Origin of the sequence: Salipiger marinus (genome assembly GCF_900100085.1) — a bacterium.
Taxonomy (GTDB): domain Bacteria; phylum Pseudomonadota; class Alphaproteobacteria; order Rhodobacterales; family Rhodobacteraceae; genus Salipiger; species Salipiger marinus.
Genome location: NZ_FNEJ01000001.1, coordinates 59079 through 81909, shown reverse-complemented (window position 1 = coordinate 81909; position 22831 = coordinate 59079). Strand labels below are relative to the sequence as shown.

General features: G+C 67.0%; 27 protein-coding genes. 11 read left to right on the top strand and 16 right to left on the bottom strand.

Annotated elements, in window-relative coordinates:
- The first annotated feature begins 66 nt into the window (after nucleotides 1–66).
- The 3 genes from BLR51_RS00425 to speB are packed head-to-tail and all read left to right on the top strand — an operon-like array spanning nucleotide 67 to nucleotide 3247.
- Nucleotides 67–1452: a leucyl aminopeptidase family protein gene (locus tag BLR51_RS00425; RefSeq protein ID WP_089842003.1), complete on the top strand. Its 1386-nt coding sequence runs from the start codon at nucleotides 67–69 to the stop codon at nucleotides 1450–1452.
- Nucleotides 1449–2285 carry a C40 family peptidase gene (locus tag BLR51_RS00420; protein ID WP_089842000.1) on the top strand — a complete coding sequence of 279 codons (837 nt, stop codon included), beginning with the start codon at nucleotides 1449–1451 and terminating at the stop codon, nucleotides 2283–2285. Before BLR51_RS00425 ends, BLR51_RS00420 begins: the two co-directional genes overlap by 4 nt.
- The gene (speB, locus tag BLR51_RS00415) at nucleotides 2285–3247 is read left to right on the top strand and encodes an agmatinase (protein WP_089841998.1); all 963 of its coding nucleotides are present in this window, start codon (nucleotides 2285–2287) and stop codon (nucleotides 3245–3247) included. The genes BLR51_RS00420 and speB overlap by 1 nt, the downstream gene beginning before the upstream one ends.
- 17 nt (nucleotides 3248–3264) lie before the next feature.
- Here the strand turns inward: speB and BLR51_RS00410 are convergent, their stop codons facing one another.
- A complete protein-coding gene (locus tag BLR51_RS00410; RefSeq protein WP_089841995.1) occupies nucleotides 3265–3600 on the bottom strand; it encodes a DUF2794 domain-containing protein in 336 nt (111 codons plus the stop codon).
- Nucleotides 3601–3709: 109 nt separating this feature from the next.
- Between BLR51_RS00410 and BLR51_RS00405 the strand changes: the two genes are divergently transcribed.
- From BLR51_RS00405 to BLR51_RS00390, 4 genes are all read left to right on the top strand, one after another.
- Nucleotides 3710–4483, top strand: coding sequence for an ion transporter (locus tag BLR51_RS00405; RefSeq protein ID WP_089841992.1), 774 nt, complete (start codon nucleotides 3710–3712; stop codon nucleotides 4481–4483).
- A gap of 178 nt (nucleotides 4484–4661) precedes the next feature.
- On the top strand, nucleotides 4662–5816 hold the full coding sequence (locus BLR51_RS00400; RefSeq protein ID WP_089841988.1) for a phosphoserine transaminase: 1155 nt from the start codon (nucleotides 4662–4664) through the stop codon (nucleotides 5814–5816).
- A 107-nt stretch (nucleotides 5817–5923) separates the two neighbouring features.
- On the top strand, nucleotides 5924–7519 hold the full coding sequence (gene serA, locus BLR51_RS00395; RefSeq protein WP_089841985.1) for a phosphoglycerate dehydrogenase: 1596 nt from the start codon (nucleotides 5924–5926) through the stop codon (nucleotides 7517–7519).
- 112 nt (nucleotides 7520–7631) lie between these two features.
- Nucleotides 7632–8351: a metallophosphoesterase family protein gene (locus BLR51_RS00390; RefSeq protein WP_089841982.1), complete on the top strand. Its 720-nt coding sequence runs from the start codon at nucleotides 7632–7634 to the stop codon at nucleotides 8349–8351.
- Here the strand turns inward: BLR51_RS00390 and BLR51_RS00385 are convergent.
- The 14 genes from BLR51_RS00385 to ffh form a co-directional block, all read right to left on the bottom strand.
- Nucleotides 8298–10070, bottom strand: a complete 1773-nt coding sequence (locus BLR51_RS00385) for a SulP family inorganic anion transporter (protein WP_089841978.1) — start codon at nucleotides 10068–10070, stop codon at nucleotides 8298–8300. The genes BLR51_RS00390 and BLR51_RS00385 overlap by 54 nt on opposite strands.
- 260 nt (nucleotides 10071–10330) lie before the next feature.
- Nucleotides 10331–10552, bottom strand: a complete 222-nt coding sequence (rpmE, locus tag BLR51_RS00380) for a 50S ribosomal protein L31 (protein ID WP_089841975.1) — start codon at nucleotides 10550–10552, stop codon at nucleotides 10331–10333.
- An 11-nt stretch (nucleotides 10553–10563) separates the two neighbouring features.
- Nucleotides 10564–10947 carry a 50S ribosomal protein L19 gene (rplS, locus tag BLR51_RS00375; protein ID WP_089841972.1) on the bottom strand — a complete coding sequence of 128 codons (384 nt, stop codon included), beginning with the start codon at nucleotides 10945–10947 and terminating at the stop codon, nucleotides 10564–10566.
- Nucleotides 10948–11279: 332 nt separating this feature from the next.
- Nucleotides 11280–12080, bottom strand: coding sequence for a tRNA (guanosine(37)-N1)-methyltransferase TrmD (gene trmD, locus BLR51_RS00370; RefSeq protein WP_089841969.1), 801 nt, complete (start codon nucleotides 12078–12080; stop codon nucleotides 11280–11282).
- Between the two features lie 48 nt (nucleotides 12081–12128).
- Nucleotides 12129–13226: a hypothetical protein gene (locus tag BLR51_RS00365; protein ID WP_089841966.1), complete on the bottom strand. Its 1098-nt coding sequence runs from the start codon at nucleotides 13224–13226 to the stop codon at nucleotides 12129–12131.
- Nucleotides 13227–13456: 230 nt separating this feature from the next.
- Entirely contained in the window at nucleotides 13457–13963 is a 507-nt protein-coding gene (gene rimM / locus BLR51_RS00360) for a ribosome maturation factor RimM (protein WP_089841963.1), read from the bottom strand.
- Between the two features lie 62 nt (nucleotides 13964–14025).
- Nucleotides 14026–14814 (bottom strand): MipA/OmpV family protein, encoded by a 789-nt coding sequence (locus BLR51_RS00355; RefSeq protein ID WP_089841958.1) that lies wholly within the window; start codon nucleotides 14812–14814, stop codon nucleotides 14026–14028.
- Nucleotides 14815–14932: 118 nt separating this feature from the next.
- On the bottom strand, nucleotides 14933–15316 hold the full coding sequence (gene rpsP, locus BLR51_RS00350; protein ID WP_089841954.1) for a 30S ribosomal protein S16: 384 nt from the start codon (nucleotides 15314–15316) through the stop codon (nucleotides 14933–14935).
- 42 nt (nucleotides 15317–15358) lie between these two features.
- Nucleotides 15359–15664: a chorismate mutase gene (locus BLR51_RS00345; RefSeq protein ID WP_089841951.1), complete on the bottom strand. Its 306-nt coding sequence runs from the start codon at nucleotides 15662–15664 to the stop codon at nucleotides 15359–15361.
- A complete protein-coding gene (locus BLR51_RS00340) occupies nucleotides 15657–16262 on the bottom strand; it encodes a GNAT family N-acetyltransferase (RefSeq protein ID WP_089841948.1) in 606 nt (201 codons plus the stop codon). Before BLR51_RS00340 ends, BLR51_RS00345 begins: the two co-directional genes overlap by 8 nt.
- Complete coding sequence (locus BLR51_RS00335) at nucleotides 16262–16834, bottom strand: GNAT family N-acetyltransferase (protein WP_089841945.1); 573 nt, start codon at nucleotides 16832–16834, stop codon at nucleotides 16262–16264. Before BLR51_RS00335 ends, BLR51_RS00340 begins: the two co-directional genes overlap by 1 nt.
- A complete protein-coding gene (locus tag BLR51_RS00330) occupies nucleotides 16831–17361 on the bottom strand; it encodes a GNAT family N-acetyltransferase (protein ID WP_089841942.1) in 531 nt (176 codons plus the stop codon). Before BLR51_RS00330 ends, BLR51_RS00335 begins: the two co-directional genes overlap by 4 nt.
- A complete protein-coding gene (locus BLR51_RS00325) occupies nucleotides 17358–17894 on the bottom strand; it encodes a GNAT family N-acetyltransferase (protein WP_089841939.1) in 537 nt (178 codons plus the stop codon). The genes BLR51_RS00330 and BLR51_RS00325 overlap by 4 nt, the downstream gene beginning before the upstream one ends.
- Before the next feature lies 1 nt (nucleotide 17895).
- Nucleotides 17896–19410, bottom strand: a complete 1515-nt coding sequence (gene ffh, locus BLR51_RS00320; protein WP_089841936.1) for a signal recognition particle protein — start codon at nucleotides 19408–19410, stop codon at nucleotides 17896–17898.
- Nucleotides 19411–19765: 355 nt separating this feature from the next.
- On the opposite strand from ffh, the gene BLR51_RS00315 reads away from it, so the two are divergent.
- Nucleotides 19766–20002 (top strand): hypothetical protein, encoded by a 237-nt coding sequence (locus tag BLR51_RS00315; RefSeq protein WP_089841932.1) that lies wholly within the window; start codon nucleotides 19766–19768, stop codon nucleotides 20000–20002.
- Nucleotides 20003–20174: 172 nt separating this feature from the next.
- Nucleotides 20175–21050 carry a LysR family transcriptional regulator gene (locus BLR51_RS00310; protein ID WP_089841928.1) on the top strand — a complete coding sequence of 292 codons (876 nt, stop codon included), beginning with the start codon at nucleotides 20175–20177 and terminating at the stop codon, nucleotides 21048–21050.
- Here the strand turns inward: BLR51_RS00310 and BLR51_RS00305 are convergent.
- The gene (locus BLR51_RS00305) at nucleotides 21047–21394 is read right to left on the bottom strand and encodes an ArsR/SmtB family transcription factor (protein WP_089841925.1); all 348 of its coding nucleotides are present in this window, start codon (nucleotides 21392–21394) and stop codon (nucleotides 21047–21049) included. The two genes, BLR51_RS00310 and BLR51_RS00305, sit on opposite strands and share 4 nt — an antisense overlap.
- Before the next feature lie 252 nt (nucleotides 21395–21646).
- Here BLR51_RS00305 and BLR51_RS00300 point away from each other — a divergent pair, with 252 nt between their 5' ends.
- Both BLR51_RS00300 and BLR51_RS00295 read left to right on the top strand, forming a co-directional pair.
- Nucleotides 21647–22024 (top strand): AtpZ/AtpI family protein, encoded by a 378-nt coding sequence (locus BLR51_RS00300; protein ID WP_089841922.1) that lies wholly within the window; start codon nucleotides 21647–21649, stop codon nucleotides 22022–22024.
- On the top strand, nucleotides 22014–22787 hold the full coding sequence (locus tag BLR51_RS00295) for a F0F1 ATP synthase subunit A (protein ID WP_089841919.1): 774 nt from the start codon (nucleotides 22014–22016) through the stop codon (nucleotides 22785–22787). Before BLR51_RS00300 ends, BLR51_RS00295 begins: the two co-directional genes overlap by 11 nt.
- The last annotated feature ends 44 nt before the right edge of the window (nucleotides 22788–22831 follow it).

Genomic DNA, 22831 nt, shown 5'->3' with positions numbered 1-22831 from the left:
GATCCCCTTGCGGGTGGCGCAGGCTCGGTTAGGCTCTGCGCTGACGTCCCAGAAGGAGCCTCCGCCATGACCCTGACCTTTGCCCCCGCCGGATCCGACGCGCTGCCGCTGCATGTGCTGGAGCCCGCCGGACTGGAGGCGTGGCTGGAGGATCAGCCCGAGGCCACCCGCGCATGGGTCGCGGCGAACGGCTTTCAGGCGGATCTGGGCAGCGCGCTGATGATCCCCGGCCCGGACGGTCGGCCCGTGGCGGGTCTGATGGGCTATGGCACCGAAGCGGCGCGGCGGCGCGGGCGCTTTGCGCTGGCAGGCGCGGTGGGGCGGCTGGGGCAGGGCCCTTGGCGCATCGCCAACAACCTGCCCGGCGGCCGCATCGAGGAAGAGGCGCTGGGATGGCTGCTGGCGGGCTACCGCTTTGCCCGTTACGCGGGCCGGGTGCCCGAGATGCCGCAGCTTGTCGCCCCCGAGGGCGTCGACGCGGCCCGGATCGAAACGCTGGCCGCCTCCGAGGCGCTGATCCGCGATCTGGTCAACACCCCCGCCTCTGACATGGGCCCCGAAGAGCTGGAGGCGGTGGCGCGCAGCCTTGCCACGCAGTTCGGCGCGGCGATCGAGGTGACCACCGGCGACGCGCTGCTGGAGCAGAATTTCCCGATGATCCACGCGGTGGGCCGTGCCAGCCCGCGCGCGCCGCGGCTCATTGACCTGCGCTGGGGCGCGCGCGGTCCGCGGCTGACGCTGGTGGGCAAGGGCGTGTGCTTCGACACGGGCGGGCTCAACCTGAAATCCGGCGCCTCCATGGGGCTGATGAAAAAGGACATGGGGGGCGCCGCCAACGTGCTGGGGCTGGCGCGGTCGATCATGGCGCTGGATCTGCCGGTGCAGCTGCGCGTGCTGATCCCGGCGGTGGAAAACTCGGTCTCTGGCAGCGCCTTCCGCCCGCAGGACATCCTGACCTCGCGCAAGGGTCTGACGGTGGAGATCAACAACACCGATGCCGAAGGACGGCTGGTGCTGGCCGACGCGCTGGCGCTTGCGGATGAGGAAAAGCCCGATCTGCTGCTGTCCATGGCGACGCTGACCGGCGCCGCGCGGGTGGCGGTGGGGCCGGATCTGGCGCCGTTCTACACCGGAGACGAGGCGTTTGCGGCGGCGCTGTCCCGTGCCTCCGGCCCGGCGGCGGATCCGGTCTGGCGCATGCCGTTCTGGGATCCCTACGAGGAAAAGATCGAACCGGGCATCGCCGATCTGGACAACGCCCCGGCAGGCGGCATGGCCGGGTCGATCACCGCCGCGCTGTTCCTGCGCCGCTTTGTCACCGACACGCCGCGTTACGCGCATTTCGACATCTATTCGTGGCAGCCCGCCCCCGCGACGGCTCGCCCCAAGGGCGGGCTGGGGCAGGGGCCGCGCGCCATTCTTGCCGCCCTGCCAGAGGTGCTGGGCCTGTGACAGACCGTCGTCTGCTGCCTGCCAATGGCCGGGTGGCCGCCGCGCATCTGCGCGATCAGGTGACCGCCCCCCGCTATGAGCAGGGCCAGCCCGCCAGCCTTGGCACGGCGGTGGCCGATCTGCTGCGCGCGCCGGAGGGCGCGCGGGACCGGCAGCTTCTGCATGGCGCGGCGCTGACCGTCTATGACAGGCATCAGGGCTTTGCCTTCGTCCGGGCCGAGGCGGATGGCTATGTGGGCTATGTCGCGGAGGCGGCGCTGGCCCCGCCCTGCGAGGCCACGCATCGCGTCAGCAGCCGGGCCACCCATGCCTATCGCGATCCTGACCTGAAATCGCCCGACCTGCTGCTGCTGAGCCTTGGCGCGCGGGTCCGCGTGACCGCGCGGCAGGACCGGTTCTGTCAGACGCAGGCGGGCTGGGTGCCGGAGGGACATTTGGCCCCGCTTGAGACCCCCGAGACCGATCCCGTTGCCGTGGCGCAGCGCCTGCTGGGCACGCCCTATCTCTGGGGCGGCAATTCGGCGCTGGGGATCGACTGTTCCGGGCTGGTGCAGGCGGCGCTCTTGGCCTGCGGCCTGCCCTGTCCCGGCGACAGCGACCAGCAGGAGGCGGCGCTGGGGCAGACCCTGCCTGCGGGCAGCGCGCCCGAACGCGGCGATCTGCTGTTCTGGAAGGGCCATGTAGCGCTGGTGGCCGATCCGCAGACCCTGCTGCATGCCAATGCCTTTCACATGGCGGTGGCGCGCGAACCGCTGGCCCCCGCCCTGTCCCGCATCGAAACCACGGGCGGCGGGGCCGTGACCCGCCATGCCCGCCTGACCGGAGTCCTTTGATGACCAGCGATCCTTTCTTTCACCCCGTCTCCGGCATGGATCTGCCGCGCTTTGCGGGGATCCCCACCTTCATGCGGCTGCCGCTGGTGCAGCCCGACCATGCCCGGTTTTCCGAGGTCGAGATCGGGCTTGTCGGCGTGCCATGGGACAGCGGCACCACCAACCGCCCCGGCCCGCGCCATGGCCCGCGCCAGTTGCGTGACTATTCCACCATGATCCGCGCGCAGCATGCCGTGTCGGGCATCCGCCCGTTCGAGGCTGCGGCCTGCGCCGATCTGGGCGATGTGGGGCCGAACCCCGCCGACCTGCAGGACAGCATGGAGCGGATCACCGCCTTTTACGACACGGTGGTGGCGGCGGGGATCCGGCCGCTGACCGGGGGCGGCGATCATCTGGTCTCGCTGCCGGTGCTGCGGGCTCTGGGCAAGGCAAAACCCTTGGGCATGATCCATTTCGACAGCCATACCGACCTGTGGGACAGCTATTTCGGCGGGTTCAAATTCACCCACGGCACGCCCTTCCGCCGCGCGGTGGAGGAAGGCCTGCTGGATCCGAAGCGCGTGGTGCAGATCGGCATCCGTGGCCCGATGTATGACAGCGAGGACCGGGATTTCGCCAAGGCCGTGGGCATCCGCATCATCCCGATCGAGGAATTCCACGCCCGCGGCGTGGCCGACGTGATGGCCGAGGCGCGCGAGATCGTGGGCAGCGCGCCCACCTATGTCAGCTATGACATCGATTTTGTCGACCCGACCTTCGCCCCCGGCACCGGCACGCCGGAAATCGGCGGTCCGAACAGCTATCAGGCGCTACAGGTGGTGCGCGAACTGACCGGCGTCAGCATCGCGGGCGCCGATCTGGTCGAAGTCTCGCCGCCCTTCGACAGCAGCGGCGGCACGGCGTTTCTGGGTGTGACGATCATGTTCGAACTGCTCTGCGCCATGGTGGCCCAGCCCGCCTGAACCGCGCCGCCCGGGGGCTAGTCCACCGGGCGGATCAGCTTGCGCTCCAGCACGCGGAGCACGGTCTTCAGGTCGTGCCCGCGTTTCAGCACCTGACCTTCCATGCCGAACACGGCATATTCTCCCTGACGGCTGCGCAGCTTCGGGCGCTTTTCGATGCGATACAGCGGATATTCCGCCGTGCGCCGGAACACCGAAAAGATCGCCACCTCCTTCAGCGAGGAGATGCCGTAATCCCGCCATTCCCCGGCGGCGACCATGCGCCCGTAAAGCGACAGGATCACGGCCAGTTCGGTCCGGTGAAAGGCCACGACCTCGGTCCCGGGACCGGAAAGCGGGGTAAGACTGTTCATCCCCGAAAGCTGCGCCCGATTTCTAGGAAAATCAAGATGCCGGGGCGTGGTCCGCCTTGCGCCGCCGGAGGGGCCACGCCACATAGGCGGCGCAACAACAGGAGCTTCCATGTCCTTTCGTGCCCGCCTTGATGCCCAGCTTGAGACCCCGCTTGTGCGTCACACGATCCTTGGGGTGATCCTGTTCAACGCGGTGATCCTTGGGCTTGAAACCTCGGATCAGGCGATGGCGGCGGCGGGGGGGCTGATCCTTGCGCTGGATCTGCTGTGCCTTGCCATCTTCGTGGTCGAGCTTGCCGCCAAGATCGTGGCGCGGGGCCGGGCCTTTTTCCGCTCCGGCTGGAACATCTTCGATTTTGTCATCGTCGCCGTGTCGCTGGTGCCTGCGGGGCAGGGGCTGGCGGTGCTGCGGGCGCTGCGCATCCTGCGTCTGCTGCGCGTCGTGTCCATCGCGCCGACGCTGCGCCGCGTGGTCGAAGGTTTCCTGTCGGCCCTGCCGGGCATGGCCTCGGTGTTCCTGCTGATGGGGGTGATTTTCTACATCGCCTCGGTCATGGCGACGAAGCTCTTTGGCGACAGCTTTCCCGACTGGTTCGGCACGCTGGGCATTTCCGCCTATACGCTGTTCCAGATCATGACGCTGGAAAGCTGGTCCATGGGCATCGTGCGCCCGGTGATGGAGGTGCATCCCGAGGCGTGGATGTTCTTTGTGCCCTTCATCCTTGTGACCACCTTCGCGGTGGTCAACCTTGTGGTGGGTCTGATCGTCAATTCCATGCAGGACGCCCATCAGGCCGAAAGCAACGCCGCCACCGATGATTACCGCGACGAGGTGATCCGCCGCCTGCGCGCCATCGAAGAACGGATGGACCGGCGCGACTGACCCGCGCCGCCGCGTTCCGGCACAGGAGTTTCCGATCGGCGTCAGGCCCGCGCGGTGATTGCGCAAATGCGACGCATCGCGCGCAGAATCCGGCTTGCCAGCCCGCAGGGGGCAGCGTATCCCCCACGGCGGGACACCCTTCCCCAACGAAGGGCGACTATCTGTAAGGTTAGGATACATGGCTAGACCCCAACCGGCTGCGCGCCCGGCCAATCCGCGCTTCTCTTCCGGCCCCTGTGCCAAGATCCCCCATTTCTCTGTCGACATGCTGTCCGACGCCCCGCTGGGCCGGTCGCATCGCGCCAAGGTGGGCAAGGACAAGCTCAAATCCGCCATCGACGGCACCCGCGAAATTCTCGGCATCCCCGAGGATTACCGCATCGGCATCGTTCCCGCCTCCGACACCGGGGCCGTGGAAATGGCCATGTGGTCGATGCTGGGCGCCCGCAAGGCCGAGATGCTGGCATGGGAATCCTTCGGCGCGGGCTGGGTCACCGATGTGGTGAAACAGCTCAAGATCGACGCCGAGGTAAAGACCGCCGATTACGGTCACATCGTTGATCTGGCCACGGTCGATTTCGACAATGACGTGGTGTTCACGTGGAACGGTACCACCTCTGGCGTGCGTGTGCCGAATGGCGACGCAATCCCCGCCACCCGCGCGGGCCTGACCATCTGCGACGCAACCTCTGCCGCCTTTGCGCAGGATCTGCCGTGGGACAAGCTCGACGTCACCACCTTCTCCTGGCAGAAGGTGATGGGCGGCGAGGCGGCGCATGGCATGATCGTGCTCAGCCCCCGCGCGGTGGAGCGGCTGGAAAGCTACACCCCCGCATGGCCGCTGCCGAAGATCTTCCGCATGACCAAGGGCGGCAAGCTGATCGAGGGCATCTTTGTCGGCGAGACGATCAACACCCCCTCCATGCTGGCGGTGGAAGATTACCTCGTGGCGCTGGACTGGGGCCGCAAGGTCGGCGGGCTTGCCGGTCTGCGGGCGCGGGCTGATGCCAATGCCAAGGTGCTGTGGGATTTCTGCGACCGTCACGACTGGATCGCCAATCTGGCCGAAGATCCGGCGACGCGCTCCAACACCTCCGTCTGCCTGAAATTCACCGATCCGCGCATCACCGATGGCGCCGCCTTCGCCAAGGCCGTGGCCAAGCGGCTGGAAACGGCGAACGTGGCCTATGACGTGGGCGCCTATCGCGACGCGCCTGCGGGCCTGCGCATCTGGTGCGGCGCCACGGTGGAGGCGTCCGACATCGAGGCGCTGACCCTCTGGCTGGTCTGGGCCTTCGAGACCGAGATCGAGGCGCTGGCCGCAGCGGCCTGACCCGGTGGCGGGGGAAACCCCGCCTCCTCCCTTTTTCCTGACTGACTGAGCCGCCGGGTGGATGCGTTCCGCCCGACCCCTCCCCTGTTATCAAAGGATCCCGCATCATGGCTCCCAAGGTTCTCATTTCCGACAAGCTGTCCGACGCCGCCGTGCAGATCTTCCGCGACCGCGGCATCGAGGTGGATTTCCGCCCCGAGCTGGGCAAGGACAAGGACGCGCTGGCCGAGGTCATCGGCCAGTATGACGGCCTTGCCATCCGGTCGGCCACCAAGGTCACGCCCAGCATTCTGGAACGCGCCACCAACCTCAAGGTGGTGGGCCGCGCGGGCATCGGCACCGACAATGTCGACAAGGAAGCCGCGTCCAAACATGGCGTGATCGTCATGAACACGCCCTTCGGCAACATGATCACCACCGCCGAACACGCCATCGCGCTGATGTTCGCCGTGGCCCGCCAGCTGCCCGAGGCCAGCGCCTCGACCCATGCGGGCAAGTGGGAAAAGAACGCCTTCATGGGCGTGGAACTGACCGGCAAGACGCTGGGCGTGATCGGCGCGGGCAATATCGGCGGCATCGTCTGCGACCGCGCCCGCGGGCTCAAGATGAAGGTCGTGGCCTTTGACCCGTTCCTGTCGGACGAGAAGGCCAAGACCATGCAGGTGGAAAAGGTCGATCTGGACGAGCTGCTGAAGCGCGCCGATTTCATCACCCTGCACGTTCCGCTGACCGACGGCACCCGCAACATCCTGAGCCGCGAGAATCTGGCCAAGACCAAGAAGGGCGTGCGCATCATCAACTGCGCCCGGGGCGGTCTGGTGGACGAGGAGGCGCTGGCCGACCTGCTGAAATCCGGCCATGTGGCGGGCGCGGGCTTTGACGTCTTCGCCGAAGAGCCGGCCAAGGAAAACCCGCTGTTCAACCTGCCCAACGTGGTCTGCACCCCGCATCTGGGCGCCTCCACCTCCGAAGCGCAGGAAAACGTGGCGCTGCAGGTGGCCGAACAGATGGCCGATTACCTGCTGACCGGGGCCGTCACCAACGCGCTCAACATGCCCAACGTCACCGCCGAAGAGGCGCGGATCATGGGGCCGTGGATCCGGCTGGCGGGCCATCTGGGCAATTTCATCAGCCAGATGACCGAAGAGCCGATCAAGGCCATCAACATCCTTTATGACGGCTCGGTTGCGGAAATGAACCTGCCCGCGCTGAACTGCTCGGTGATCGCGGGCATCATGAAGACCATCTCGCCCGAGGTGAACATGGTCTCCGCCCCGGTGATCGCCAAGGAGCGCGGCATCCAGATCTCGACCACCAATCAGGAACAGTCGGGCGCCTTTGACGGCTACATCAAGGTCACCGTGGTGACCGAAGAGCGCGAGCGGTCCATCGCGGGCACCGTGTTCAGCGACGGCAAGCCGCGCTTCATCCAGATCAAGGGCATCAACATCGACGCCGAGGTGGGCAGCCACATGCTGTACACCACCAACAACGACGTGCCGGGCATCATCGGCAAGCTCGGCTCGCTTCTGGGCGATCACAGCGTGAACCTTGCGAACTTCACGCTGGGCCGGGCCGCCAAGGGCGGCGAGGCCATCGCCATCGCCTATCTGGACGAGGCGCTGGATCCGTCCGTGGTCAAGGCGCTGATCGACACCGGGCTTTTCCGTCAGGTCAAGCCGCTGGAATTCGACGTGGCCTGAGCGCCTGACCGCATGTCCAAGGGGGCGCCTTTCGGGGCGCCCTTTTTTATGGGCGGCAGGCGGCTTGCCCTTGCCGTCCCGCCGAGTCAAGTAAGGGCGGAAAGGAATCCGCATGACTCCCATTTTTGCCATTGGCGACATTCACGGCCAGATCGACCGCCTGCACGAGGCGCTGGAAATGATCGAACGCGACGACGACAGCGACGCGCCGGTGGTGTTTCTGGGCGATTACGTGGATCGCGGCCCTGACTCGCGCGCGGTGATCGACACGCTGATGCGCGGGCAGGCGGAGGGGCGGCCATGGACCTGCCTGATGGGCAACCACGACCGCTACGTGCTGAGGTTTCTGGACAATCCGCTCTACGACGATCCGCAGACCTCCCGACCGCTGCTCTGGACCGATCCGCCGCTGGGGGGGCGGGCGACGCTGGCCTCTTACGGGGTGAATGTGGGTGACCATCGCACGCTGACCGCCATCCGCGACGACGCGGCAGAGGCGATCCCGCAGGCGCATCTGGACTGGATCGCGGCGCTGCCGCGCCTGCACGAGGCGGATCACCAGATCTTTGTCCATGCCGGGCTGCGCCCGGGCGTGCCGCTGGACGCGCAGGCCGAAGATGACCTGATCTGGATCCGCAAGCCGTTCCTTGAGACAGAGCACGACTGGGGCAGGCTGGTGGTGCATGGCCATACCGCGCTGGATTTCCCGCAGCTTTACGCCAACCGGCTCAATCTGGATGGTGGGGCGGGCTATGGCCGCCCGTTGTTCCCCGCGCTGCTACTGGGCCGCGAGGCCTTCCTGCTTGGCCCCGGGGGTCGCACCCGGCTGTAGCGCGCACCACGCGTCATATTGCGACAGGAACACGCGGCCCGTCAGGTCGTGCAGGAAATGCGACCGCTTGAGCCGGTCCATCACCGGGCCCTTCACCTCGGTCAGGTGCAGGCTGATCTGCATGTCCGACAGGCGGCGGTTCACCTCCTCCAGCGTTTCCAGCGCGCTCATGTCCACCTCGTTCACCGCCGGAAACATCAGCACCACATGGCGCAGGTCGCGGCATTCGGCGACGCGGTTCAGGATATACTCCTCCAGAAACCGGGCATTGGCGAAATACAGGCTTTCATCCACGCGCAGCGTCAGCACGCCGGGCAGGGTATCGACCTTGTGGCGTTTGATGTTGCGGAAGTGATGGGTGCCGGGCACCAGCCCCACCTCGGCCACATGCGGTTTCGAGGTCTTGTAAAGATGCAGGAAGATCGACAGCACCACCCCGGCGGACACGCCGATTTCCACCCCGACCAGCAGCGTGGTGACGATGGTGGCCAGCACGGCGGCAAAATCCAGCCGCGAATAGGTCCAGCTGCGTTTGAGGATGGAGAAATCCACAAGGCTCAGCACCGCGACGATGATCGTGGCGGCCAGCGTCGCCTTGGGCAGGAAATACAGCAGCGGCGTCAGCAGCAGCGCCGCCAGCAGGATGCCCACGGCGGTGAAGGCGCCAGCGGCGGGGGTTTCCGCGCCCGCGTCGTAATTCACCACAGACCGCGCGAACCCGCCGGTGACCGGATAGCCCCCCGTCAGCGCCGCCGCCACGTTGGAGGCGCCCAGCCCGGTCAGTTCCTGATCCGGCACGATGCGCTGGCGTTTCTTGGCGGCGAGCGTCTGTGCCACCGACACCGATTCGACAAAGCCGATGACCGAGATCAGCAGCGCGGGCAGCAGCAGCTGGCGCCAGAGCGCGGGATCGGCGGAAGGCGGGGTCAGCGGCGGCAGGCCCGTGGGCACGGTGCCGACGATGGCCACGCCCCGGTCGTGCAGCCCAAGCCCCCAGACCGCCAGCGTGGTCACGGCCACGGCGGCGACCGGCCCGGCCTTGGCAAGAATGTCCGCCGCCCGCGCGCCCAGCCCCATGCGGCGCAGCAGCGGCTTCAGCCCGCGGCGCACCCAGAACAGGAAGGCGACGGAGGCCACACCGATCCCGAGCGTGATCAGGTTGGTCTGCGGCAGATCCCGCGCCAGCGCCAGCAGCGTCTCCAGCAGGGTATGGCCCTCGGCGCTGACCCCCAGAATATGCTTGAGCTGCGAGGCGGCGATCAGGATCCCCGAGGCGGTGATGAAGCCCGCAATCACCGGATGGCTGAGGAAATTGGCCAGAAAGCCCAGTTTCAGCACGCCCATGGCCAGCAGGATCGCCCCGGACAGGAAGGCGAGCGTGCCCGCCGCCAGCGCGATCTGCGCAGGATCGGTCAGGCCCAGTTCGCCGATGGCCGCGGCTGTCATCAGCGACACCACCGCCACCGGCCCCACCGCCAGCGCCCGCGAGGTGCCGAAGATGGCATAGGCGACCAGCGGCAGGATCGACGCGTAAAGCCCCATCTCGGGCGGCAGCCCCGCCAGCAGCGCATAGGCCAGCGATTGCGGGATCAGCATGATGGTGACGATCAGCGCCGCAACCAGATCCGAGGTGGCGGTGTCGCGGGTGTAGCGGCTTGCCCAGTCCAGAACGGGAAGCGCGCGTCGCAGACCGGCGCGGGACAGGCGGGGGAGGGGCATGGTCAGACTCCTGCGCTGCGGCAGGGGGGGCCTGCCGGGATGCCTCCTTCATATATTCATTCTATGGAATTTGTGAAGCCGGAAACGCATGTTCCTGAAAATGGCCTGCAGGCGGGACACTGTCCGCCATCTGACGCTGCTGGCAGAACGGGGATCCTTGGTCCAAGGACGCCCGGCTGTGTCAGGCAAACCGATGCCCGCAAAAGCAAAACGCCGCCCCCGGAGGAGCGGCGTCTGCAAAAAACGCGAAGCGCGTGGGATCAGAAGCCCAGACCTTCGTATTTCTTCTTGAACTTGGTGACGCGGCCACCGGCATCCATCAGGCGCGAGGAGCCGCCGGTCCATGCCGGGTGCACGCTGGGATCGATGTCCAGCTGCATCGAATCGCCTTCCTTGCCCCAGGTGCTGCGGGTCTGGAAGACGGTGCCGTCGGTCATCTTGACGTCGATGACGTGATAATCGGGGTGAATGCCCTTTTTCATGACGTGGCTCCTTATGCGCCGGCGCCGGCGAGCGGCTTGTAATTGGTCTGCTCGGCGATACGGGCGGATTTGCCGCGACGCTCGCGCAGGTAATACAGCTTGGCGCGACGGACCTTGCCGCGGCGCACCACCTCGATCGTGTCGATGTTGGTGGAGTAGAGCGGGAACACCCGTTCCACGCCTTCGCCGAAGGAAATCTTGCGGACGGTGAACGAGGCCGCGATGCCCTTGCCGTTCTTGCGGCTGATGCAGACGCCTTCATAGGCCTGCACCCGGGTGCGGGTACCTTCGGTCACCTTGTAGCCGACGCGCACGGTGTCGCCCGGCTTGAAATCGGGAATGGTCTTCCCGAGGGCGGCAATCTGTTCCGCCTCGATCTGTTCGATCAGATTCATCTGATCATCTCCTGAGCTGCTCACGGTTGTCCCGTGAAGGTGTCGAGGTTCCAGAGCTCCGCGCCTTCGTTCGGGTCCGCCGCAGCGCCCGCCGGAGTTGGACAACGTATTTTCCGTATCAGCGTCCGTGATCGTGCCGGGCGCTCTGCCGAAGGTGCAGGGCAGGGGACGAAACGAACGAATCCGCAGCCCCGGACGGGGACGCGGACCTGCGCCGTATAGGCGCGGCGCGGGGGTGTTTTCAAGGGAAAACTGCGGGTTTTGGCGGGGTCTGGCCGGTGAGGGGCGCTGCCCCTCACACTCCCCGGGATATTTCCGCCAAGAAGAAGGGGCTAGCCGCCGCTGCGGTCCAGATGTGCCTGCCACAGGTCGGGGCGGCGGGCGCGGGTCAGCGCCTCTGACTGCTCGCGGCGCCAGCGGGCGATGGCGGCGTGATTGCCTGACAGCAGCACCTCGGGGATGGCATGGCCCTGCCAGTCGGCGGGTTTGGTATATTGCGGATGTTCCAGCAGTCCGTTGGAAAAGCTTTCCTCTTCGGTGGAGGCGGCATTGCCCAGCACGCCGGGCAGCAGGCGGATCGTGGCGTCCAGCATCATCTGCGCCGCAAGTTCGCCGCCCGTGAGGACAAAATCGCCCAGCGACACCTCAAGGATGCGGTAATGGTCGATCACGCGCTGGTCCATGCCCTCGAACCGGCCACAGATCAGCGTGGCGCCGGGGGTCTGGGCCAGATGCTGCGCCATCTGCTGGTCAAAGCGGCGGCCCCGCGGCGAAAGGTAGATCAGCGGCGCGCGCGGGTCGATGCGGGCGCGGGCATGGTCGATGGCGCGCCCCATCACGTCGGGGCGCAGCACCATGCCCGCGCCGCCGCCGGCGGGCGTGTCATCGACATTGCGGTGTCGGCCATCGCCGAATTCGCGCAGCGCAACGGTGTCCAACTGCCACAGCCCGTCCTGCAGGGCGCGCCCGGTCAGCGACAGGCCCAGCGTGCCGGGAAAGGCTTCGGGAAACAGCGTGAGGATCTGCGCGGTCCAGGCCCGTGCCAGGGCGGGCCTGTCCGTCATCAGCTCGCGCGGGGACAGGCTGGGGCGGATGGTCTTGCGGCCTTGGGCGCGCGCGGGGGTGTCGGTCATGGCGGCGGATCCTTCCTGCGCCTCCTCTAGCCGGGGCGCGGGGCGGGCTCAAGCCGGGGGCAGTAGGTAATCCACCGGTTCGGGGGCGGCGCAGAGCCCGCCATCCAGCTGCCATGCGGGGCGGGGCAGGGGGGCGCGCCCGTCATAGACGTCAAAAAGCCCCACGGGATCGGGCAGGCGCGGGCTGTCGGTCTGTTCGGCGAGCCGGTCGAGCAGCCGCGCGACGTCCGGGGCGCTGCCCGCGACCTGATCGGCGGGGTCGAGCCCCAGCGCGCGGCCGGAATAGCGGCCCGCGCCCCAGTTCGCGAGGATTTCATCCAGCCGGGGCAGCACGCAGGAGTCGATGACGACGCCCTCCTGTGCCAGCCGGTGCAGCAGCAGTGCCACGCTGGCGCGGTGGCAGGTCAGCTGGCGCCCGCACCACAGCGCGGCATTGCGCTGTTCGGCCCGGGCGGGATCAAAATCGCGGATCACCTTGTGCCAGAGATCGGGATCGGGACGGTCCAGCGCCGCAAGCTGGTCGATGAGGCTTGCGGGGCGCGGGCTGGACCAGAGCCGGGAGGTGGCCTCGAACGCGGCGCATTGCCGGTCCCATGCATCACGGCGGCTGGTGATGGCGGCGAGCCGGTCGCGCAGGTCGAGCATGGCATCGGGTCTGCGGAAGGCCTGCGCCAGTTCGCCGGCCTTGCCCGGTGCGGCCCGCAGCAGCGCCACCAGCAGCCAGAGCCCGCGCAGATCCGCGCTGCCCGGATCGGACAGGTCGCGCCAGCCCTGCGTGGCCAGCGTGCTGGCGATGATCCGGCCAAGCGCATGGGCTTCGGTTTCCGGCTCCTGCGCCCAGCCACGGTCTGCCAGAGGCGGCGCGGCCAGCAGCAGCGGCGTCAGCTGGCGGCGGATTTCGGCGGGGCTGGGACAGTCAGGCAAGGTGACCGGGCTGTTGGCGGCGAGCAGCTGCAGCTTGCCCGGATTGGCGCGGGAGGTGCTGCGCGATCCCAAGAGAGCGCCAATCGCCACGGCCCAGCTGAGCCCCAGCAGAAGCGCGGGGTCCAGCGTCGCCAGCGGGGCGCCGTCGGGAAGCAGCGCCATGGCAAGCGCCGGGGTCAGGGCCAGACTGGCCCAGAGAGTGTTACGCATCGATGTGGGCATGTGCCGTGGCTCCGGCTGCTCGGACATGGCGGGAATGCCGATCGAATGTGGCGAAAACCAGGCGGGGTCGCGGCCATTCCACGTAAAGGTGCCGCTGCGGCACCCATGCTCTGATTTCTGCGGAATTGTCTGCAATCCATAACCCAAAAATTAGGCACCGTTGCGGGGGCCTGCGGTGCAGGGGCGGTGGGTCCGGGAGCGGCGAGTCGCCCTTGGCCTGCGGCGCGAGGTTACTCCAGCAGACCTTCGGGCGGGTCGGCGACAATGCGGCCTGCCGTCAGATCCACGGTCGGCACCACGGCCAGCGTGAAGGGCAGCAGCACGCTGCGCGCCTCGCCTTTCAGCTGCACTTCCAGCAGGTCGCCCGCGCCGTGGTTCAGCACCGTCTTGACGCGGCCCAGTTCGGCCCCGCCGGTGTCATGCACGGCAAGCCCGATCAGGTCGGCATGGTAGTATTCGTCATCGGGCAGCGAGGGCAGTCGGTCGCGGGGCGCAAACAGCTTGAGCCCGCGCAGCGCGTCGGCCTCTTCCTTGCTGCGGATGCCCGACAGGCGCGCGGCAAAGCCGCCACTGACGGGGCGGGTGATCTGCACGTCAAAGCTGCGGCTGCCATCTTCGGAGGTCAGCGGCGCATAGTCTGCAATCGCCTCCGGATCGGCGGTAAAGCTTTTCAGGCGCACTTCGCCATGGACCCCGAAAGCCCCTCCGATTGCGCCGACGCAGACCTTGTCGCTCACCCGTGCCTCCCCGTGTCCCGATGCGTCTGGATAGACCAGAGCACCGGGCAATGGCAATCGCGTCAGAACCGCAGGCGGAAGGTGCGGGTCAGACCCAGCCGCACGCCCCACTGGTCGTCGCTGCCCGCTTCCACGATGGGGCTGTCTTCGGCATCGTTCATGTAGCGGTCATAGGTCAGCGCGCCTTCGACGCCCCAGTCATCATTGATGCGGTAGCGCGCGCCCACTTCCACCCCGGCGGAGAGCAGCCCGCCTTCGGCATCATAGGCGCCCAGCGAGGAGGACGCCGCCTCGGACGGGCTGACGCCGAAATAGGTGTCGGCATAGCCGTCAGAGCCCCAGAACAGGCGCGGGCCCGCGCTGAAGCGCCAGCGGTCATCGGGGCGGTAGATCAGGTCCATCCCGGCCTCGCCGACCCAGGATTCATGGCCGCCAAAGCCGCGGCGCGCATCCAGGAAGGCGTAGAAATTGTCGGTGCCGTAGCCGACACCCAGACCCAGTTCGACCGCGTCATCGATGTCGTCAAGGCCGCGCAGCTCGTCAAAATCGCTGCTGTCGCGTTCGCCGATATAGCGGAACGCGCCATGCACGTTGAAGCCCAGCGATTCGGCCCAAGGGTCGGCGCTGCCGAAGCCGCTGCCGTCGTTCAGCTGCAGGCTGTTGAAGCGGAAGCCCAGATCCGGCGCGGCGCTATACTCGTCCGAGCCGAAATATTCCGGGGTGGAGGCGACGCCGCCGCGCAGCGTGAAGGTCAGGCCGGGGCCATCCGTCGGTGCGTTTTGCGCAACTGCGGCCCCGGAGCCAAGTGCCAGCGCAAGCGCTGCAGCGGAAGTCAGGCGGGAAAGGGTCATGGGCGGCTCCTGCAAGGCGGGCGGATCAAGGCGTTGATCTGCACATAGCATGGCCGCGGGCATGGGAAAGGCGCGCGGGGCCAGCCCGCGCGCCTTTTTGTCAACTGTTGCCGAAGGATTACTCGGCGGCGTCTTCCGCGGGGGCGGCAGCGGCTTCTGCAGCGGCGGCAGCCTTGGCGGCCTTGGCATCGGCGCGCTCTTTGGCGGCCTTGCCCGGGACGGCTTTCTTGGGGTTGCTGCGCTCGGTCTTGGCGACCAGACCTGCGGCTTCAAGGAAGCGGGCCACACGGTCGGTGGGCTGCGCGCCCTGGGTCAGCCAGTACTGCACGCGCTCCACATCCATGATGATGCGGCGTTCGTCATCCTTGGGCAGCAGCGGGTTGTAGGTGCCCAGCTTTTCCAGAAAGCGGCCGTCGCGCGGCATGCGCGCATCGGATGCCACGATGGCATAGTGGGGGCGCTTCTTGGAACCGCCGCGGGCGAGTCTGATCTTCATGGCCATTTTGGTGTCTCCTTTTAATGGCGTTGCATGACGGACGGGCCGTCAGGATTGGTGTTGTTCGTGGTGCTTGATGACTTCCTGAATGATGAAATTCAGGAATTTCTCGGCGAACTCGGGATCCAGATCCGCCGTGTTCGCCAGATCCTTCAGCCGCGCGATCTGCTGTTCTTCCCGCGCGGGATCGGAGGGGGGCAGGTCATGCGTGGCTTTCAGCAGCCCCACCGCCTGCGTGTGCTTGAACCGTTCGGCCAGCGTGAAGACAAGGATCGCATCCAGCCGGTCGATGCTGTGGCGATGCTCTTTCAGAAGCGCGGCGGCGCGCGCGACGGGATCTTGTGGTTCAGTCAATGGCCCAGCCTTTCGGTTTGAACAGGGGGTCGATGTAATTGGCGATTTCCATGTCGATGCCATGGGCCAGCTGGCTGCCGCGCAGCGCCTCGGGCGCGGGGTGGCGGTAGACCACGTCGCTGCCATCGACGCCGGAGGCAGAGGCGTCGCGCCGCGCGCCCAGCCGTTCCGCCAGCCGGATCGATTCAAGGTTCTTGGGATCGATGTAGCTGACCGCGCCGGTCCAGCCCGCCACGTCATAGAAATACTGCCGCACCCGCTGCGTGGCCTCCAGCGCATAGCCGCGCCCGCCCCGGTCGGGCCAGATGATCCACGCGATTTCCCGCTCCGGCCATTTGGCGGGGAACCAGCCGCCCGCCATGCCCACGGTTTCGCCGCTGTCGCGCAGATGCACCATCCACATGCCGAAGCCTCGGATCTGCCAGTGGCCGATCTCGGCGGCATAAAGCATCCACGCCTCATAGGCATTGAGTGGCCCGCCCATGAAACGCGACCGGTAAGAGGCGAAGGTGGCCTTGAAATCGGGGTAATCCTGCGCCTCGGGGGCGCGCAGGACCAGCCGCCGCGTGTCCAGCACGGGAATGTCGCGCAAAGCCATCACGCCACCTCCGGCCGGTGGCGGTAGACGCACAGCTCTGCATCGCCAAGGCTTTCTTCGGCGGCGGCGTCGCGTTTGGCGCCCAGACGGCGCATCAGCGCGCGGGCGCGGGCATTCGGCTTGGTCACGCAGGACACCACGCTGTCCCAGCCCAGATCGCCAAACGCATGGCCGCGCGCGGCTTCCATCGCCTCGGTGGCATAACCCTGACCTTCGGCGTCGGCGCTGAGGATCACGCGCAGCTCCGCCTCGGGCGTGTCGTGGTCATAGCCCAGCAGGATGAACCCGGCAGAGGGGCGGGTTTCCGCGTCGATGGTCCAGAGCCCGTGCCCATGCAGCAGCCACAGCGCGGTATGGCTGGTGAACGCGCCCCAGGCCTGCGCGCGGGAATAGGGCCCGCCCATCAGCGCGGCGCGGTCCGACATCAGGATCGCGGCATAGGCGTCAAAATCATAGATGCGCGGCGCGCGCAGCTGCAGCCGCCGGGTGTCCAGCACCGGCAGGCGCCCGCCCAGACGGGCGGCGGCACGGGCGGCGGGGCCCGGACGGTGGCGTTCGCAGGGGGCGGTCATGCCAGCACCACCTCCGGGCCGGGATGGCGGAACAGCATGTCCTCGCCCATGTGGTGATTCTGGTAGGTGCGTTCGTGCACCGCCCCCAGCCGTTCGGCCAAGGCGATCGACCTTGTATTGCCCGGCACGATGTTCGAGGTCAGCGTGGTCAGCCCCAGATCGGCATAGGCATAGCGCCGCGCACGCTCTGCCGCCTCGCGCGCGATGCCCTGGCCTTCGTAGCCTTCGAACACCACCCAGCCCAGTTCCGGCTCGGGCCAGCCTTCGGGATTCCAGATGCCGCAGATGCCCGCAGGCGTGCCGCTGTCCTTCATCTCGATGGTGAAATAGCCGTAGCCGCGCAGGTGCCAGTGCCCGACGTTCAGCGCGAACCAGCGCCACGCATCGCCGCGATGGTCATAGCCGCCAAAGCCGTCAGACCGGCTGCGGTCCAGCAGAAAGGCGATCATCGGCTCGGCATCGCGCGGCTCTGGCCCGCGCAGGATCAGCCGGTCCGTGACCAGACGGGGGGCGGAAACAAGGCTCATGCGTAAGCCTCGGGGCTGCCATCGGTGTCGGGCGCATGCCGCCAGACCACGGTGCCTTCGGGGCCGTCGCCTTCGGGCAGGGCCGCATCGGGATCATGGACCGCCCCCAGCCTGCGCGCCAGCGCGACCGAGCGGGCGTTTTCCGGCGTGATGTAGCTGACCAGCGTCGCGAACCCGGCCTGCCAGCCCCAGCGCAGCGCGGTCAAGGCGGCCTCGGTCGCGTAGCCCTTGCCGTCATGGCCCTCAAACAGCAGCCAGCCGATTTCGCGCTCGGGGAAATGCGGGGGCTGGGTGATCGCCACCTGTCCCACCAGCGCGCCGTCCTGCGTCGTGATCGCCCATGCGCCGTGGCCCATCAGATCCCAGCTGCCGACTTCGGAGGCAAAGCCATACCAAAGCTGCGTGCGGGTGTTGGGGCGCCCCATGAACGCTGCCCTGTCCGTCGCATAAAACGCCTCCAGCGCCGCCATGTCGTCAAGGACATGGGGCCGAAGGCGCAGGCGCGCGGTGGACAGGACGGGGGCGGTGCGCATCTTACTTCTTCTTGCCAAAGCCGCTCAGGCCGGGGGGCAGGGCGCTGCCGCCCATGCCGCCCATGCCGGGAAGACCGCCGGGCATGCGGCTGCCCATGGCCTTGGCCGCAGCCTCCATCGCCTTGGGGTCCATCTTGGACGGGTCCATGTCGGCGGGCATGCCGCCTTTGCCGAACATGCCCTTCATGGCCTGTTTCAGCATGCCGCCCTTACCCATCTTGCCCATCTTTTTCATCATGTCGGACATCTGGCGCTGCATCTTCAGCAGCTTGTTCAGATCGGCCACGTCCATGCCCGCGCCCGCCGCGATCCGCTTCTTGCGGCTGGCCTGCAGAAGCTGCGGATTGGCGCGTTCCATCTTGGTCATGGAGTTGATGAGCGCGACCTGCTGGCGCAGGATCTTGTCGTCAAGCCCGGCCTCGTCCATCTGCTTGGCCATCTTGCCGGCGCCGGGCATCATCTGCATCATGCCCTGCAGGCCGCCCATCTTCATCATCTGCTCAAGCTGCATCTTCAGGTCGTTCATGTTGAACTGACCCTTCTGGAAGCGCTTCATCATGCGCTCGGCCTGTTCGGCCTCCAGCGTCTGCTGCGCCTTCTCGACAAGGGCGACGATGTCGCCCATGCCAAGGATGCGGCCCGCGACCCGGTCCGGCTCGAAGGTCTCGAGCGCGTCCATCTTTTCGCCAAGGCCGACGAAGCGGATCGGCTTGCCGGTGATCGCGCGCATGGACAGGGCGGCACCGCCGCGCCCGTCGCCATCCATCCGGGTCAGCACCACGCCCGACACGCCGATCTTGTCGTCGAATTCGGTGGCGACGTTGACGGCGTCCTGACCGGTCAGGCCATCGACCACCAGCAGCGTTTCGCGCGGGTTCACCGCATCGCGCACCTGCGCCGCCTGCGCGATCAGGTCGGCATCGATATGCAGCCGCCCGGCGGTGTCGAGCAGATAGACGTCATAGCCGCCCAGGCTCGCCTGCGTCTTGGCGCGGCGGGCGATGGCGACGGGATCCTCGCCCTTGACGATGGGCAGCGTGTCGACGCCGATCTGCTGGCCCAGAATCTGCAGCTGTTCCATGGCGGCGGGACGGTTCACGTCCAGCGAGGCCATCAGCACCTTCTTGCGGTCGCGTTCCTTCAGCCGCTTGGCCAGCTTGGCGGTGGTGGTGGTCTTGCCCGACCCCTGCAGGCCCACCATCAGGATGGGCGCGGGGGCGTTGTCGATGCGCAGCGCGCCCGGATCACCTTCGCCGGTCAGCACCGCGATCAGCTCGTCATGGACGATCTTGACCACCTGCTGGCCCGGGGTCACGGAGCGGGTGACCGACTGGCCGGTCGCCTTGCGTTCCACCGCCTTGATGAAGTCGCGCGCCACGGGCAGCGACACGTCGGCCTCCAGCAGGGCGACCCGGACCTCGCGCAGGGCGGTGCGGACATCGTCCTCGCTGAGGGCACCCTGCTTGGTCAGCCGGTCGAACACGCCGCCAAGGCGATCGGAAAGAGTCTCGAACATGGGTCTTCCTCTGGTCCGTTCCGTTTGCTTCTGCACCCCCAAGATGGGGCGCGCGCGGCGTTTCGCCAAATCCATTCGCCAAAGCGGAAATGCCTCCGTGGGCGCAACGCGCTGACGGAGGGCGATCCCGGGCATGGCCCATGGGACCGGAAGGCATGAAACTTCCGGCAATCGCGCGGCTCTTACGCCGGGACGGGCGCCGAGTCAACCGCCGAGCCTGCGGCGGGGTGCTGGCAAAAGTGGCACATTTCCACCGATTTCCCCGCCTGCGCCGGAATGGGCCGGATTCGCGCTGGCCCGAAAAGCGTTTTGGCGTTATGTGGGACTCGAAGTTCCTAATTTTGGTAGGTGACATATGACCCTGAACAAACTCTTCGCTTCCGCGGCCCTTGCTGGCCTGCTCGCCTCTTCCGCCGCCTATGCTGGCAGCCCCGCGCCGGTCGTGGTGGAAGAAGACCCCTATGCGGTCGTTCCCGTTGCAGCGGCTCCCGCGCCCAACACCGCACTGCTGGTTGCTGGCGGCGTCGCCGCGCTGGCCCTGATCGCGGCCGCTTCGGATTCCGACTCGTCGTCCTCCTCTTCCTCGGACTAATTCCGCAGGAAAGACGGGGCGCGGCAGTCTGACTGCCACACCTCTTTCTGCGCCCGGCTCCGGCCGGGCGTTTTGCGTTCTGCTCTTTACCCTGTCCGCGGCCTGCCCTTGCGGTCCGGGCGGGAACACGCTTTGTGCGCCGCACAGGGGCCGAACCGCGTAAAGGACTGACATGGAAAACTGGGACGAAATCCGCACCGCCTATCATGTCGCGCGGCTGGGAACGGTCAGCGGCGCCGCCGAGGTTCTGGGCGTGCATCATGCCACGGTCATCCGCCATATCGACGCGCTGGAGGCGCGGCTGGGGGTCAAGCTGTTCCAGCGCCACGCCCGCGGCTACACGCCCACCGAGGCGGGGCAGGATCTGGCGCGGGTCGCCCAGACCACCGATGACCAGTTCCACCAGCTGACCGGACGGATCAAGGGCCGGGGCGAGGCGGTGTCGGGCGAGCTTCTGGTCACCTCCCTCACCAATTTCGCGCCGCTGATCGTGGGGGCGCTGGTCAGCTTCCGTGCGCTTTACCCCGATGTGACCGCGCGCTTCCTGACCGGAGAGCGGCTGTTCCGTCTGGAATATGGCGAGGCCCATGTCGCCCTGCGCGCGGGCGCCGCCCCGCAGGAGCCCGACAATGTGGTGCAGCCCTTCTCGCGGCAGGCGGTCGCACTTTATGCCGCCGCCTCCTACGTGGAGGCGCGGGGCCTTCCCAAGGGCCCCGAGGAGTTTGGCACGCATGACTTTGTCGGCTTCGACGATCTTGATTCCCGCGCGCCGTCTGCCCGCTGGATGAAGGTCAACGTGCCCGCCGCCCGGGTGGTGTTCCGCACCAGCGACGACCGGGTGCAGCATCAGGCGGTGCGCGCCGGGGCGGGCATGGGTTTCATGCCGGTGACCGAAGCCGAAGGCGATGCCGGGCTGGTGCAGGTCATGCCGCCACAGGAAGACTGGTCGGCGCCGCTGTGGCTGGTCACCCATGTGGATCTGCACCGCACGCCCAAGGTGCAGGCTTTCGTCAAGCATCTGAAAGCCTATGCCGGGGAAAAAGCCTAAGACGCGCTGCCGGGATCCTCGGGCGGGTCCAGTTCGCTGCGCAGGAAGCGTTCGAACGAGTCCAGATGCACGGGTTCGAACTGGCCGAAGCCCTGCATCCAGACGCTCGCGGTGCGCAGGGCGTCGGGTTCCAGCTGGCACCATTTCACCCGCCCGCGCTTTTCCTGACTGATCAGTCCGGCGGCGGCGAGGATGGCCAGATGTTTGGAAATCGCCGCCAGCGACATCTCGAACGGCTGGGCCACATCTGTCACGGCCATGTCATCCTCCAGCAGCATGGCGAGGATGCGCCGACGGGTCGGGTCGGCAAGCGCGGCAAAGACGGTATCCAGATCGGGGGCCATAGGGTCATAAGCCCCGGCCCCGTGCCGCCGTCAAGCGCCGCGCAGCAAACTCAACCCGCGGGTTGAATATGCTCCGGAGGCCCTGTTGGCGCTGACGGCCCGGCGGGGGAGGGGATGCCGCGCTGCAGCTTTCACGTTAAGCGAATGATAAAGAACGATAATTTAATCGTCCCGCAAGGGTTAACCGCGCCTTGACTCGGAGGCCCCCGCCGCATAGCAACACCGTCGACGGTCCGAACGGAGCGATGAAGGGTGAGCGATCCCGATCCAAAGCGGCAGCTTGACGCGCTGGAGGCCAAGATCGCGGCGGCGAGGGCCGCCCGGGAAACCCGGAAAGCGCATCAGGAGGAACACTATTCGCAGGCCAATGTGGCATGGCGGATGGTCACGGAAATGGTGGCCGGTCTGGGGATCGGCTTCGGCATTGGTTACGGGCTGGATCACCTTCTGGGGACGATGCCCGGCTTCATGGTGCTGTTCACGGTGCTGGGTCTGGTGGCGGGCATCCGCGTGATGCTGCGGACCGCCGCAGAGATCGGAACAGACAAAACTTCCGGCCCCGCCGGAGAGGACAAAGCCCCCGATGCAGACGGGGCGAAGGACAAGAGGGATCGCGGCGATGGCGACTGAAGCGGCTCACGGTGCGGAAACGGCGGATCACGGGACCGGTCTCGTGTTCCACCCGATGGATCAGTTCATGGTCAAGCCGCTGTTCGGCGACGGGCCGGTGGGCTGGTTCACCATCACCAACGTGACCCTGTGGATGGCGATCTGCGTTCTGGCCATCTCTGCGCTGATGGTGCTGGGCACCTCGCGCCGCGCCATCATCCCGTCGCGCAGCCAGTCGGTTGCGGAACTGGCCTACGGCTTCATCTACAAGATGGTGGAAGACGTGACCGGCAAGGACGGTCTGAAGTATTTCCCCTACATCATGACGCTGTTCATGTTCATCGTGTTCTCGAACTTCCTCGGGTTGATCCCGATGAGCTTCACCACGACCAGCCACATCGCGGTGACCTTCGTTCTAGCGATCCTCGTCTTCGTGGGCATCACCGTTCTGGGCTTCGTCAAGCACGGCGCGCATTTCCTCGGCCTGTTCTGGGTGACCTCCGCGCCGCTGGCGCTGCGGCCCATCCTCGCCGTGATCGAGATCGTGTCCTACTTCGTGCGCCCCGTCAGCCATTCCATCCGTCTTGCCGGCAACATCATGGCAGGCCACGCGGTTCTCAAGGTCTTTGCAGGCTTTGCCGCCATCGCCGCCGTGTCGCCGATTTCGGTTGTGGCCATCACCGCGATCTACGGGCTTGAAGTGCTCGTGGCCTTCGTGCAGGCCTATGTTTTCACCATCCTGACCTGCGTCTATCTGAAGGACGCGCTGCATCCTGCTCACTAAGACGCAGGCCGGTCGGGACCATCCTCAGCCCATTCCATCGTAAG